The 12,630-nt window shown below is 64.6% G+C and carries 21 protein-coding genes; all 21 read right to left on the bottom strand.

Going from position 1 to position 12,630, the window contains the following annotated elements; genetic code table 11:
• Positions 1-74: 74 nt before the first annotated feature.
• Positions 75-680 (bottom strand): hypothetical protein, encoded by a 606-nt coding sequence (locus tag BJ982_RS22260; protein ID WP_184883029.1) that lies wholly within the window; start codon positions 678-680, stop codon positions 75-77.
• 13 nt (positions 681-693) lie between these two features.
• Entirely contained in the window at positions 694-1,347 is a 654-nt protein-coding gene (locus BJ982_RS22255) for a hypothetical protein (protein ID WP_184883027.1), read from the bottom strand.
• 111 nt (positions 1,348-1,458) lie between these two features.
• Entirely contained in the window at positions 1,459-2,697 is a 1,239-nt protein-coding gene (locus BJ982_RS22250) for a DUF3987 domain-containing protein (RefSeq protein WP_239122829.1), read from the bottom strand.
• Positions 2,698-2,795: 98 nt separating this feature from the next.
• Positions 2,796-3,074 carry a hypothetical protein gene (locus BJ982_RS22245; RefSeq protein ID WP_184883023.1) on the bottom strand — a complete coding sequence of 93 codons (279 nt, stop codon included), beginning with the start codon at positions 3,072-3,074 and terminating at the stop codon, positions 2,796-2,798.
• A 79-nt stretch (positions 3,075-3,153) separates the two neighbouring features.
• A complete protein-coding gene (locus tag BJ982_RS22240; RefSeq protein ID WP_184883021.1) occupies positions 3,154-3,435 on the bottom strand; it encodes a hypothetical protein in 282 nt (93 codons plus the stop codon).
• Positions 3,432-3,686 (bottom strand): hypothetical protein, encoded by a 255-nt coding sequence (locus tag BJ982_RS22235; RefSeq protein ID WP_184883019.1) that lies wholly within the window; start codon positions 3,684-3,686, stop codon positions 3,432-3,434. Before BJ982_RS22235 ends, BJ982_RS22240 begins: the two co-directional genes overlap by 4 nt.
• A complete protein-coding gene (locus tag BJ982_RS22230) occupies positions 3,683-3,934 on the bottom strand; it encodes a hypothetical protein (RefSeq protein ID WP_184883017.1) in 252 nt (83 codons plus the stop codon). Before BJ982_RS22230 ends, BJ982_RS22235 begins: the two co-directional genes overlap by 4 nt.
• On the bottom strand, positions 3,927-4,337 hold the full coding sequence (locus BJ982_RS22225) for a hypothetical protein (protein WP_184883015.1): 411 nt from the start codon (positions 4,335-4,337) through the stop codon (positions 3,927-3,929). The genes BJ982_RS22230 and BJ982_RS22225 overlap by 8 nt, the downstream gene beginning before the upstream one ends.
• Positions 4,338-4,674: 337 nt before the next feature.
• Positions 4,675-5,211: an antirestriction protein ArdA gene (locus BJ982_RS22220; protein WP_184883013.1), complete on the bottom strand. Its 537-nt coding sequence runs from the start codon at positions 5,209-5,211 to the stop codon at positions 4,675-4,677.
• Between the two features lie 73 nt (positions 5,212-5,284).
• Positions 5,285-5,671: a hypothetical protein gene (locus BJ982_RS22215; protein ID WP_184883011.1), complete on the bottom strand. Its 387-nt coding sequence runs from the start codon at positions 5,669-5,671 to the stop codon at positions 5,285-5,287.
• Positions 5,668-5,862: a hypothetical protein gene (locus BJ982_RS22210; protein ID WP_184883008.1), complete on the bottom strand. Its 195-nt coding sequence runs from the start codon at positions 5,860-5,862 to the stop codon at positions 5,668-5,670. The genes BJ982_RS22215 and BJ982_RS22210 overlap by 4 nt, the downstream gene beginning before the upstream one ends.
• 159 nt (positions 5,863-6,021) lie before the next feature.
• On the bottom strand, positions 6,022-6,606 hold the full coding sequence (locus BJ982_RS38580; protein WP_203958908.1) for a DUF7178 family protein: 585 nt from the start codon (positions 6,604-6,606) through the stop codon (positions 6,022-6,024).
• 103 nt (positions 6,607-6,709) lie between these two features.
• The gene (locus BJ982_RS22200) at positions 6,710-7,408 is read right to left on the bottom strand and encodes a hypothetical protein (RefSeq protein WP_184883006.1); all 699 of its coding nucleotides are present in this window, start codon (positions 7,406-7,408) and stop codon (positions 6,710-6,712) included.
• A gap of 221 nt (positions 7,409-7,629) precedes the next feature.
• Positions 7,630-7,827 (bottom strand): hypothetical protein, encoded by a 198-nt coding sequence (locus BJ982_RS22195; protein ID WP_184883004.1) that lies wholly within the window; start codon positions 7,825-7,827, stop codon positions 7,630-7,632.
• Positions 7,828-7,882: 55 nt separating this feature from the next.
• On the bottom strand, positions 7,883-8,203 hold the full coding sequence (locus BJ982_RS22190) for a hypothetical protein (protein WP_184883002.1): 321 nt from the start codon (positions 8,201-8,203) through the stop codon (positions 7,883-7,885).
• Between the two features lie 9 nt (positions 8,204-8,212).
• Entirely contained in the window at positions 8,213-8,449 is a 237-nt protein-coding gene (locus BJ982_RS22185; protein ID WP_184883000.1) for a hypothetical protein, read from the bottom strand.
• Positions 8,450-8,581: 132 nt separating this feature from the next.
• Positions 8,582-8,899, bottom strand: a complete 318-nt coding sequence (locus BJ982_RS22180) for a hypothetical protein (RefSeq protein WP_184882998.1) — start codon at positions 8,897-8,899, stop codon at positions 8,582-8,584.
• A gap of 1,531 nt (positions 8,900-10,430) precedes the next feature.
• On the bottom strand, positions 10,431-10,994 hold the full coding sequence (locus tag BJ982_RS22175; protein WP_184882996.1) for a hypothetical protein: 564 nt from the start codon (positions 10,992-10,994) through the stop codon (positions 10,431-10,433).
• 51 nt (positions 10,995-11,045) lie between these two features.
• Positions 11,046-11,459, bottom strand: coding sequence for an Lsr2 family DNA-binding protein (locus BJ982_RS22170; protein ID WP_184882994.1), 414 nt, complete (start codon positions 11,457-11,459; stop codon positions 11,046-11,048).
• A 133-nt stretch (positions 11,460-11,592) separates the two neighbouring features.
• A complete protein-coding gene (locus tag BJ982_RS22165) occupies positions 11,593-11,796 on the bottom strand; it encodes a DUF397 domain-containing protein (protein ID WP_184882992.1) in 204 nt (67 codons plus the stop codon).
• Complete coding sequence (locus BJ982_RS22160) at positions 11,786-12,610, bottom strand: helix-turn-helix domain-containing protein (protein ID WP_184882990.1); 825 nt, start codon at positions 12,608-12,610, stop codon at positions 11,786-11,788. The genes BJ982_RS22165 and BJ982_RS22160 overlap by 11 nt, the downstream gene beginning before the upstream one ends.
• Positions 12,611-12,630: the final 20 nt, after the last annotated feature.

Here is a 12,630-nt window from a genome sequence, read left to right as displayed (position 1 = left end):
GAGGGCCCGCCCTCTCATTTGATCTAGCAGGGCCGCGGCAGGACGCAAGCCTGTCGCGGCCACTAGAACCGGCACTAGCTGGTCTTCCGAACCGCGAACTCTCGCGTGGCGATGGGGTCCGACACGCCAGGGTCCGCGCCGTACGGCGTCACCAGCAGATCCCCACTGACCCCCGCGTCTAGGGTGTGCTTGTTGATCCAGTCCACCAGCTCATTGGTCAGCTCTCGCCATCCCAGCGGGCAATCCGGAAGGCCGAAAAACACCCCGTTCCAGCTCTCCGGAATCGGGTCGTCAGCGGACTCGCGATGGACGAGCGTGAGCGTGTAGCGGGTCAGACCCCCGTACGGGTCGTAGGTGAACTCCAGCGGCTTGCCCTCGATCGTGTAGGCCACCTCCCCGTCCTCGTAGTAGTCCCACGTGGTCCAGGACACGCGGACCTTGCCGTCCGCCAACTCCTCCCGCTCCATCTCGACCTGATCCAGGAACGGGGCCCCGGCCCGCTTGATGTGGAAGTTCGCCCCGGACCAGTCGGCCTGCTCAGGCGTGTACCGCCTCTCGGCCACACCCTGCTGGACCGTGATGTAGTTCCGGACCCACCAGTCGTACTCGTGGACCTGGACGCCGTTCTCGTACACCTCGAAGATCGCCGTCCCCTCAAGGGACGTGCCGCAGCCACCCATCTACTTCCTCCTCTTACTGGTTGACCGGCGAGAAAACGTCGCCGCACACGCCGCACATGAGCGCGCCTTGCTCGATCTGCTTGGGAGTGATCTGGATCTTCCGAGCGGGGACACAGCCGCATGCCACCGGCACCCGCTGGCCGGCGCGGGCGGCCCCCTTCACTGCGGGCTCCGGGAGCACCGCCCGGAGGTGGCCAACCTTGGCCTCGTCCAGGGCCCGGATGGTCTCGGCGTACTCCTGGACCGTCGCCTCGGTGATGGTGCAAGCCGAGTACCCGAGCGCCGAGGACGGCGTCTCCGGGGGCTCCAGGCCCATCTCCCTGGCCAGGGCCGCGAACTTCGCGTTGTGGTACCGGTTGCCCGAGCGGGAGGTGTCCTTGATCCCCCGGATGTCCGCCAGCGAATGCGAGCCCTCGTGGAGCATCGTCTGGAGCACCCGGGCCGCGCCCTGCGCCAGCAGTTCCCCGGCGATGAACATCTCAGCGGTCGCACCCGTGCTCTCGGCGAGCTGCCAACGCTCGGGCCAGTGGTGGCCCCAGCGCATCCGCTTGCCCTGGGTGGCCGTGCCGGTGATGAGGACGACGTTCGGCACTTCGTCATGCCGTGCCTGGACGTCCTTCCACATGGCCTCCAGAGCCGCGATGATCCGGCTCCCGGCGTCGGGCATGGCTGTCTCCTCTCTTGGCGTGTCCACGCCAGCGGTGTGAGTAGGCGGCCGAACGGCCTTGACCGCGCACGAGCCCGCAGGCCCGCGCACGATCAGGGGTGTTCGGGTACCTCAGGCGACGACGGCCAGCCCGTCAGCGGTCTGTTCCGAGTCCTCAAGCCAGGTGAAGAGGGTTGCGGGACGTCCGCCCTCGGACCGCAGCTTGGTCGTCTTGATCCGCTCGGAGCCGTCCACGATCGCGCGGATCTCGGCCGCACGGACCCGCTGGAACTTGCGGGCAACCTCGGTGGAGGTCACACCCTGCTCCCCGGCCTCGCGGATGAAGGCCACGATCCGAGCCGGGATGTCGTTCCCGTCCGCCTCGGCCTCGGGCAGCGTGTACGTGACCGTCTCGACCATGTACTGAACCAGGGCCAAGGCCGCGTCGAAGTCCGTAAGCGCCAGCTCGGTGCGCTTGTCGGCCAGGCAGTACAGACCGGCGATCCGGATCATGTACGCCATGGCCCGCTCGGTGTACTGGCCAAGCTCCTCGTTGCCGGTCGTGAGCGCGTCGCAGATCTCGCGGTGCTTGTTCTCGAAGACGAGCGCCACGTCGTCCGGGACGGTGAGTTCGGTGACCTCCTGCGCGAAGTTCACCATCGACCGGAAGCGGTTCCCGAGCTTCTTGATCAGCTCCTCGGGGTTCGGCGTGGCGAACACCGGGAGCTTCTTGCTCTGCATGACCCAGACCGGGAAGAACCGGTTGTAGGTGCCACCGGTCGCGTCCTTGGACCCGCTGATCGCACCCCAGTTCTTCGGCTGGATGTGGCCGACGATCGCGACGTGGGGCTTCATGATGACCAGGTCCAACTGGCTGGTCTTGTGGGTGATCGTGGCCCCGTCCCACGCCTTGCGCAGGTAGGTGCCGACCTTCGTATCCCGCTTCGAGTTCGAGATGAACGTGTCCATCTCCTCCTCGATGAACAGCACCGGGGCGGCAACGTTGCGGATCGCACGCTCGGACAGCTCCCCGGCGAAGCCGAGGCCCGTCGCGGGGCAGCCGTAGACCACGTTGTTGACCCCGAAGGTGGCCAGCCCCTCGACCAGCACCTTCATGGCAATGCCGGTCGCCGTGCCCTTGCGGCCCACACCCGTGGGCCCGACCAGGACCGGCCAGAAGCTCAGGGGCATCGACCCCTTGCCCGTGCCGACACCGGGCAGATTGCCCACGGCGGCGCTGAACCCGGCCAGCAGAGTGGCCAGGACACCGACCTTCGATCCCTCGGTGTAGGGGTCCAGCTCGTTGACCATCTTGCCGATCGGGCCGGTGAACATCGCCACATCCGGCTCGGGCATCTTGTTCGTGGGCATGCTCACGCCAAGCTCCTCCAGAGCAGTAAGAAGAAAGTGGGGCGTAGAAGCTCGGTAGAGGGCACCCAGCGGCCGGCCGGATGCCCCCTCCCCAGCCGCTACGCGGCGGCGTTGTCCAGCTCGTGGCAGTCCAGGCCGTGCCTGCGCATGTGCGCGGCCAGCCGCTCCCGGAACTCGGCCGAGCAGACGTCAGGGGTACGGACGCGCAGCGCGCCGTTCACCGGCTCAATCCAGATCCGGAAGGCCGTACGCGGTGCGCCGAACTGGCGGGCGAGCTGCACCTGGTAAGCCGTCCAGGTGTCGAGCGATCCGATGAAGTGGCAGTAGCCGATGATGTAGGGGTAGTCCTTGCGGTCCTCGTCGGAAATGGGCAGCATGCATCGCCTCTCGTTGGATGGGGATTGAAGCGGGGATAGAGGTTCGGTAAGGGGCCCCGAAGGGCCCCAGGCCCAGCCGCTATTCGCCGATGGTGACGTAAACCGGATGCGCGGAGCCTTCCGCCAGGAACGGCGTGACGTCCACTTCCAGGCAGCAGACCTCGTAGATGTAGTCGCTCACGTAGCCGTCTTCATCGATCTCCCAACCATCGGCGTACTCGTCGTAGAACGCCTTCCAGAGTTCCGGGTGATTGTCGAAGCCCTTCAGCGCCACACCCTCGGGAAGGGTGATGACGAGGATCACCGGAGTGCCGTCTTCGTAGGGCGCGAACCAGTCGCAGACGTAGGAGTGGACCTTCATCGCCGCACAGCTCCATTCCGCATGTCGTTCCAGTAGTAGCCACAATTCGGGTCCGGAACGCCCTCGAAGATCTCTTCGATCTCCAGGTTCTCGAAGTCCTCGTCCTGGTCGTCCGAATGGAATCCCAGCGCCTTGCATCCGGCCAGGAACTCGCTGCCCGCGTCCACGACCCACGTGAACGGCTTCTCGCCGTCCTCGCGCTCTCGACCCGAGATGGTGACGGTGTAAGTCTTCGCGTGGGGGTTCTTCACGCCGCCTTCTTCCTCTTGTACCGCAGAACCTTGATCTCGGTGATTTCCCGGTCTTCGCACCCGACGAAGTTGTCATCGCAGATCTCGTCCACGTAGACGTCTTCGTTGTCGATCAACCAGCCCTGGAGTTCCTGACGGTTCTTCAGGATTTCCTCGGGGAAGTCCTCCAGGTCGTCCACGTCCAGGCGGATTTCGTACTCGACGACCTCGCGAACCGTGAGCTTGATGACGTGTCGGATCTCAGACATCGGCCGTCACCAGACCCTCGACGTACAGGGACAGACCCTCGGCCGTCCCCCATCCGTGGATTTCCTCGTGTGCGTGCGTCAGCGCGGACTTGAGGATGCGAAGCCATTCGTCCTCGGGCAAGGACCGAAGCTGGTCGGCGATCAGATCGGTGGCCGTGGTGACCTGGCAGTCGGGGTCTCCGTGACCCTCGGCGGTGTAGAGGCCGCGAAACTGGATGCCGCGATCAATCGCGGCGAAGTTGTGCTCGTCGAATCCCTGCTCGTTCTCAGACATGCTCATTTCGTACTTCCTCTCTGGGCAGTCGCACCGATCGACGTCCATCGCTTCGGGGCACAGGCTGAATCCGCAGTAGTCGCAGGTGCCGGGACAGCTCCGCTTGTCGCAGCAGTCGAATCCGTCCATGTCAGGCCAGCCCAAGCCGGGCGAATAGGCGACACAGACCGGAGAGCGCCGAATCGATGTCCGACGCCACTTCCCCACCGCTGTTCTTGCACATGGCGGCGAGTCCTTTCGTTGAGTAAGAGCCGAGGTAGTCTCGGAGAGAGGGCAGACGCCGGCCGGGGCCTGCCCCCACTCCCAGATGGCCTCAGGGCCTACGCAAGCCCGAGAAGTTCAGCAGGATGAATAGCTGGCACATCCCGCAGATCGTGCCGCCCTCTTTCTGCACCCAGTCCTCAAGTGGGTGGCGGCACAAGTCGCAGAAGTCGTCACCGCACAGCAGGCACATGCGCCGGTCCTTTCAGAAGCAGCGGAACACGTGGCCGTTGTCCGAGATCCAGTGGTCGCATTCCCAGGCCGCCGTGTCCACCTCGACCATGAACCCGGGCGGGACGTTCTTGAAGAACTCGGAGTACACGTCCGACGCGAAGTCGAGGGCGTAGTCCTCAAGTGAGTTCCACCGGCCGCAGTAGCGGTCCTGCCACTCGCTCAGAGCGCTTTCCAGGTACGAAACGCCGCCGTGGTAGGCGAGATAGTCAGCGAACGCGTCGCGGTCGTCCTCGTCGATCTCAGAGAGCTTGGTGTGCAGCTCCCACACCGTGTCGAGATTCGGGTACTCGCCGAATCCGAGGTCCACCCCGAACTCGCTTTCGTAGTCACCGAGGATCAGTTCCTCGGCGTTCTTGGTGGCCTCCATCACCTTGCGCTGGAAGTCCTCGAAGTCCACGCACTCGTCAAGGTCAACCCAGTCGCCGACCAGGTTCCCGCCGACGTACTCGGCCAGGTTCCAGAAGTGAATGCTGATGGTGGACCGGCCAGCGGTAGCAGTAAGAAGCATTGCCGAACCTTTCTGGATGTGAGCGGAAGTGCTCGGTAAGGCGGCCCGAAGGCCGCCAGGCCCAACCTTCCGATCAGTTCGCGTGCGCCAGCTCGGTGACGGAAACCTCCGAGGCCGAGAGCGAGGAGAAGACTGCCTGCCCGACCTGGCCAACTCGGACATCTGCGTCGGGCACTTCGTAGACGTATTCGCGGAATCCGCATTCATGTAGGAGGCTGGTGTAGCCGTCGAACCACTGGTAAAGCGCCTCCCGCGAGCCGAAGCCGCAGCGCTCGGCGTGGTCAACCCCATTCAGCAGGGGGTCAAGGCTCGGCGTCGGATGCGAGTCAACCCACGAATGGGCGACCGTCATCTTGAAGAGGCTTTCCTGAATCTCGTAGGGAAGCCCTCGGGATACATAAGGTCCGGAGGGGAATCCGGCGCACGTGGCCGACTCGTGCGCTACTCGCCAAACCTTCACGCGCTCTCCGATTGCTTGCAGTTGTGCTCGAATGCCTTAGAGACGACGCATTCGAGCCAGTCGCCATCTTCAAGGCCGTAGATCACGGCTCCACAGGTTGCGCACTTCGCCTGCATTCCGAAGTCCACGTCCACGAAGACGAAGTCCTTCAGCCGTTCGAGGACGATCCTCAGAACATCGACGGGATTCACGCCATCGCCTCACATTCGATGATTCGTCCTTCGACGTTGAGTCCGCCGGTCGCGTGTCCCTCGCAGAGCAGACATGAGAGCGAAATGGGCAGACCGGGGACTTTCACCCGAACCTTGTGCGTCGCGTCTTCCTGGCACAGGAATATCTCGCAGGTCATTTCAGTTCCCCTTACTTTCGATCCAGACGACCCAGGTCACGGCCTGGACAATCTGAGGAATGGTCCCGAGGAGGAATGCAGCCTCGCGGTAGATGCCTGCCAGAAGCGCGTATCGACCTGCGGCCCCAAGACCGCGATCCTGATTCCCGAATCGCACACCCACGGCAATGTCGTGTGCGTGCCGGTCGATGCAAATTGCATGCGGGTCGGTGGGGTCGAGAATGCACCGGTAGAAATGCCCGGTCTTGGAATCCATGGGCAGAACCGATTCCGGAGCCTCGCCCGACATAATTCGGGCAGCCTTCCGAATCGCGTCCCCGACGTGCCCGGACGGCTCACCGGAGGTGAATGCGCGGGTAGCGAGTTTCACATTCTCGCCCCACGACTTATTCGCGGACAGGGCAGCGAGAACGCCTGCACCCGCAGCCACATTCCCGCCGGAAATCATCTCGGCGAGCTGGTTAGCGGTGCGGTACCAGTTCATTCCGCGACCCAGTTGGTCAGGCGTAGCCTGCGACCAAACCGTCATCACATTTCGCACGTAGCCGTCGCGATTAACCGCGTCAGGCCGTATGTCGATGGGCACGACAAAGCCTTTCTTGCACGGGGGATTGAATCCGGAGTAGGTGCCCTAGGTCGCATTTGAAGCGCTTACTCATGCCCTCAACGGGCATGCCTAGGGCCGACTGCTAGAAGAGAGCGAGCTGGTTATCGGGGACGCGGAAGTCCTGAGCCATCCATTCGCCGACGATCGCGTAGCCCGTATCCGTCAGTTCGCGGATAGTCCAGGGGTCTAGCCCGCCGTCCTCGATCGCGGCCTTGGCTAGGTCCCGAATGAACGGCTCATCTCGGATGCCTGGAAAGATGACGTCGCGGTGTCCCTCGGCCTCAGGCCAGATCTCGTGATCCGAGAGCAGTTCCCAGAACTTCTCTTCGAGATCATCAAGGCAGACGCCAGCCCCGAGCTGGTCCCCCACCTCTCGCGTGAGGTCCATGCGCAGGTAGTTCCCCCACGCCTCCTCGGCCCGCTCTTGGATCAAGGCCGAGTTGTCCTGCTCGTCGTACACCGGCCAGTCGTTCTTGAGGCCCGAGAGCAGTTTCGCCAGATCCACGGCGGCCTCACGGTTTGCCCACTTGCCGAACTCGCGGGGGTCGATTTCGAGCCCGTATTCGCAGTGCCCGAAACTCCGGCTGTACCCGCGTAGCAAATCCGGGTAGTCCCGAGCGAGTGAACGCTGGTTGGACTCGTTGAGGTCGTCGCCCGAGTAATCCGAGCCCTCCCAAGGGCCGTGTAGCCCGATCGTGCTGCCATCCCAGAGCGCCTTGAACAGCACATCCTCGGTGATGATCCCGCCGTCAATCAGGATCGCGAACGCCTCGTTCTTCACTTCCGACCCTTTCCCAGGTCCTTGAGCAGGTTGCCGGTTCCCTTTTGAACCTGCTTCCGACAGTCGGAGCACATGTCACCCGTGTTCTTCACGGACATCACGCCACACGCGGAACAGCGTGGTTTCAAACGTCACTCCTTGGGTTGTGTGCGAGAAGAAAGAAGTGTCCCCAGTCGCGTTTGAAGCGCTGCCCCCGCATATGCGGGCCAGGGACCGCCTTTTCAGGCGAACAGAACGTGCGCGTTGATCTCGTCCATGACTTCCGCTGCGAGCCTGCGCTTTCCGCGCACCCGAGCCAGCTTGGACACCATTTGCGTGGCGACGTAGCACCACTTATCGACCTCGGCCACGGTCTGGAAATCCCTGTAGTCATTGACCTTGAGCTTGCAGCCGCATTTCCGCTCGACCTGCTTGCACATGGTTTCCAACCTTCTTTCTACCAACCTCTTGTATCCGGCTAAAAAAGGGGCCGGGCTAAACCCCGTACGCACCTCTGCACTGGTCAGAGTCGCAGCTCGACGAGTAGTAGGGGCCGTCGATGTCCCAATCGAGCACCTGGGGACGCGAACCGCACCAGGTGCAGACGGGGAGCACTTCCGAAACCCAGCGACGCTCGATCGAGAACACGTCCGTGTATCCGGATATCTCCCGCGCCATCCGGAAGTAGCGGGCGGCCTCCTTGCGGGAAAGCCCACGCTCTCCCCCGTCGCTCCACTTCAGCACGTACTCAAACCCGGCGACCTCGACGTACTTCTCGGGGAACCAGTTGACCCCGGTGACGTAGAAGCTGGACATCGAATCCTCCTAGGCGGCGAAGGCCGCGTGGTAGTTCTCCTGAGCCGCGTACCACAGCTCGATCTTGGCGAAGGCGGTGTGCTTGCCCTCGGCCGTGCCGACGAAGCGCATCTTGTCGCCGTAGACCGCGAAGGCAGCGTGGTAGCTGCCCATCCAGACGGTCCTGCCCCGGACTTCTCCGCTGCCGTCGATCATGGCCAGGTCGGTCAACCCCGAGGGGTAGGCGCCGTAGCTGAAGTCGATCACCTGATGCTCCCTGCCTGCCGACCCACTCCCCCCTTGGGGCCGCGGCCGGCGAGTCCGTCACTCCTGGTTGTGGCCTGAGGACCGCATCCGGAGATGCGATCCCGAGGCCACCGCCGAAGCGGTGGGGGGCGTTCACCCCTTGCAGAGCCGGTCGTACTTCTTCGCGGCCCGGCCGCCCCAGTAGTAGCCCAGCTTCCGGTGGGCCTTCGCGTACTTCTGGACCTTGTAGACGGCCTCGGCCTTGTCCCCCTTCGTGACGCAGAGGATCACGCCGGGGTGGTTGTAGCTGAGTGCCCAGTAGGCTTCCTGCTTGACCTTGCCGTGGGCCGCGTAGGCGACCTTCGGCTTGGCGGGCTTGGTGGGAACCGCGTTCGCGGTGCCCGTGGTGGCTGCCAGACCCATCACGGTGACGGCCGCCAGGCCGATCCCCGCTGCCAGCTTGCGCAGCATGTCTACCTCCCGGTTGTGACCAGAGGGTCCGCACCCCATGTGCGGGCCCCGTGGCCACCGCCGAAGCGGTGCGAGATCTCTTGCCGTTACCACAGGCCCCTCGCGAGGCCCGTTTCCCCTCTTGTCCGCAGAGCGGGCAGGCGGCCACCTTTCGGACCGCGTTGCAGACGCCCCCGGGCCCGGACTTCACTCGCTGCGCAGGTGGCACGTAGCCGCAGACCTAAATCGAGTTCAGCCCTCAGAGTGACCGCATTTCCCGCAATGGGGGGCGCGTGTCGTGCTCCCGGGATTGCCGACTTCCGATACAAACCGTTGAGTCAGGCTCAATCTCCGGCCCGTCCCCCGGTGCGTTAGCCGCCTCCCAGGTGGCACGACTCGGCTGGCTCCCTTCCCGGCTGGTCGAGCCAGCTAGCACGGGGAGTGCTCCGTCGCGCGCCTTGGGCGCAGCGTCCCGCCCGGTGGTCCGGGCTCTTAAGTTCTCAAGTGGCGCTTCCGAGCGGCCCGCTTGAGTCGCGGGCCTACCGTCGCCCCCCGTCACACTCGGGAGGCTCGGAGAGTCACCGGGCGGGAGGTCCCGCCCTGCCGCCCCCAGTGGGGCGGGCTTGTGGAGCGATGTTACCAAGCTCTTGCGTCCCTTGCCAAGCTCTTGCGTCTCGGCAGGGGCCTCGCCTGGTCGGGCGTTCGGCCAGCTCCCCCGCGCTCTGGCAGGTTCGTCGCTGGCCGCCCGGTTCGGCGTGGTCCCCACCGTACAGGAGGTTGGCAGCTTCCGCAACCCCCCGGCTGTGGGGCCGGGGTGCCGCTGGCGTCCGCCCTGGTGGGCGGGCCGCCCTGCGGCGTGGCAGTAGCTTGGCACAGGAGGTTGGCAGTTGGCAAGCGGGGAGCGGAAACTCGCGGCTGACCTGCGGGAACGCCGCCTCCCTCGCGCGCGCGTTCCCCCCAGGTCGAGGGGGGCGAGCGGGGCGGAGCGGGGCAAAGCGGACAGAGCGGGGCAAGACAGGGCACAGCGCGCACAGCGGGGCGAGGCGCGCACAGCGGGACAGGGCGGGGCAGAGCGGGCGAGGTGAGGCGGGCGAAAGGGGGCGTGAGCTGCGCGAACTACAGAGAGTGAGGGCGTGATGAGGCGGGCGCGAGAAAGAAGAAAGAAGGCGCTGACCTGCGCAGATGTGAGTTCTTTCTTCTCGCTGAGCGGGCGGCGCGAGGCGGCGCGTTGCGCCTGGTCAGGCGGGGGTGGGGGGGTGCATACATACGCCTGCGCGCAAGCCCGAGGGTCCTGCCTCCTCCGCCGAAGTACAAGTCTGGGAACTCGCTGTGATCGGCCAACTGCGCCGCGGCGCAGAGAGAAGAAAGAAGTCCCCGGAACGGCAAAATGCCCGCTCAGACGGCCTATCGAGGCCAGTCCGCGGGCTGCTTCACGGGGGTTGGGCGCGGCCTAGCCGGCGACCCCGAAACTTGGGCGCCTGAGTCGGCGTCCGGGCCGGCGGGGGGAAGCTCTGGCCGCCGGCCCACAGGTGGAACGGTCCCCATGAAGGGGTCAAGGGACCTTGTCGTCGGTCACCCAGAAGGTCGAGGTGAACCAGGTCTCGTCGACCTCTACCCCGATGACCGGAGCCTCCCTCGTGGGAGCCATCTCGGGGTAGAAGTACAGGCTCGGCCACGGCCGGCCGAACTCGATGGTGACGTAGTAGCACCATCCGCCGTGGTATTTCTGACGTTCGACCCGGTAACGGTCGCCCTCGATGACCAGCTCACACTCGGAAAACGCGATTCCGACCTCCGGCAGGAGGCTCTTGGCTCGAACGACGGCGTCTATGTCTTCCGTTTGGAGCCAAACAGAGAAAAAGTTGGCTCCTTCCTCGTACCAGGAGCGTGCGAACTGCCCTCGGAAGGGCGGGAGCAGGTAGTAGGACACCTCCTTGTCCAGGGGGACCCCGTCCGGGATCTTGTATTCGTAGAGGTAGCCGCCCTCGTAGCCCTGTCTGACGACTTCAACTCCCGAAGAGTGTGTCAAGATCACCTCCACCTCCGTGGTGGGGTGGAACGGGTCCCGGGGGCCCACGTGTGACGGCGTAACCACTCTCCGAGTCTCGACTTCCATCGCGTCCTCTGTGTCCCTCTTACACCATCTGTGTCCAATCCCCCGATTCTGTCACAATCGTCCCCGTTTTCCCTGGTCCGTAACTTGTGAGTTCGCTAGGACGTTCGGGCGACCGGCCTGTTTCCACTTGCGCTCCACCGTGAAGGACACTCGGCCGTGCTCGCTCACCTCCTCCCCCACCGACCGGGCCCACGCCCGGATCAGAGCGGACTCGCTCGGCCCACTGGTGCGGGCAGGGTTCGCCTTGCGGGAGTTGCCAGCACGCCTGGACGACCCGGAGACGGTGGCGAGCGAGGATGAGCCCTGCTCGATGCAGTCCCAGGCCCGCACGAACTCTTGCTGGTGCTCGTCGCACAGGTCGTTCTGCTTCGGCTCGCCGCGGAGGTTGGTCCACGTGTTGTGGTGGACCGCCTCGACCTTCCCTCCCTTGTGCCAGTCGCATACGGTAATGGTTCTCGTTGCCATGTCCACTCCCTCGGGGCCTCAGGAAGAAAGAAGCCGGTCAAGCCGAATTTCGATCGTACCAACCTATTTCGAGGAAGATCAAAAAGCCCCCGCCACGGGGGCGGGGGCTGTGGTGCTGTCGGAGGGGCTGGGATCAGGCGTTGAGCGTGCCGTCCTTGAGGCCGGTCACGAAGGCCGACCACTCGGCCGGCGAGACGGCCAGGGCGGGGCCGGCCGGGACCTTGCTGTCCCGAACGGCGCGAAGGCCGGGCAGGTTGGACGCGACCTCCACACAGTTACCTGTGTCACCACTGAAGGTGCTCTTGCGCCAGCAGGCGCTCCGAAGGTCACCAGTCACGTTGGTTCACCACTTCCTTGATGAGCTTGACCGATTGCTTGAACGGTAGGGCCTCGGCCCTGATCACGTCATACCGGGCTGCTAGCTGCGTGATTACCTCGCGGTCATCCAGCGTGCGCCCAACGGGCTGCGCGTCCGCGTAGGCGGCATACGGCGCCCCGTTCTTCTCCGCAATGATGAATCCGCCGATCAACCCGCAGTGTGCCTCAGCCTCGTAGGGAACGATCTGAAGAGTCACTTTGGGGTGCTGGGCGACTTCGAGCATGAACTGTAGCTGTGCCCGCATGACTTCCGCCCCACCAATCCGCCGATGAAGCACGGCCTCATCCATGACGATGCCGATCATGGGGGGCTTGTCCCGGTTGAGTATGGACTGTCGCCGCATCCGGCCGGCCAGTCGTTCCTCGACCTCTTCGGTGGTGATGCCGGGTGCCGTGGCGAACATCTCTCGGGCGTACGGTTCCGTCTGGAGCAGGCCGGGGATGAGGTTCGGTTCCCAACTGCGAAGGCCCGTGGCGTCCTGCTCCTCCTCCAGCCACGGCCGGAAGTACTCCGGCGCCGTCTGCCACTTCGTGGCCATGAACAGACGGGCCATGGCCCCGTCAAGCCCAAGGGCCTCGTCGCAGAGCTGGGCGAAGCGCTCGGTGGGGACGCGCTTCATGGACTCAACCATGGCGACCATGGACTCGGAGAACCCTATTCGCTGGGCGAGCTGCCTTTGTGTGAGGTGTGCGGAGGTCCGGTGCCTGCGCAGCTCGAAGGCGAAAAGCGCACGTGGGGACTCATGTGGATCTATCTCGTTGCTTCGGGACAAAGCCCCACCATCCGGTCCTT

It is taken from the genome of Sphaerisporangium siamense (genome assembly GCF_014205275.1).
Classification (GTDB): Bacteria; Actinomycetota; Actinomycetes; order Streptosporangiales; family Streptosporangiaceae; genus Sphaerisporangium; species Sphaerisporangium siamense.
Note: the sequence above shows the minus strand (reverse complement) of the source record. Positions and strands in the feature narration are given on the sequence as shown.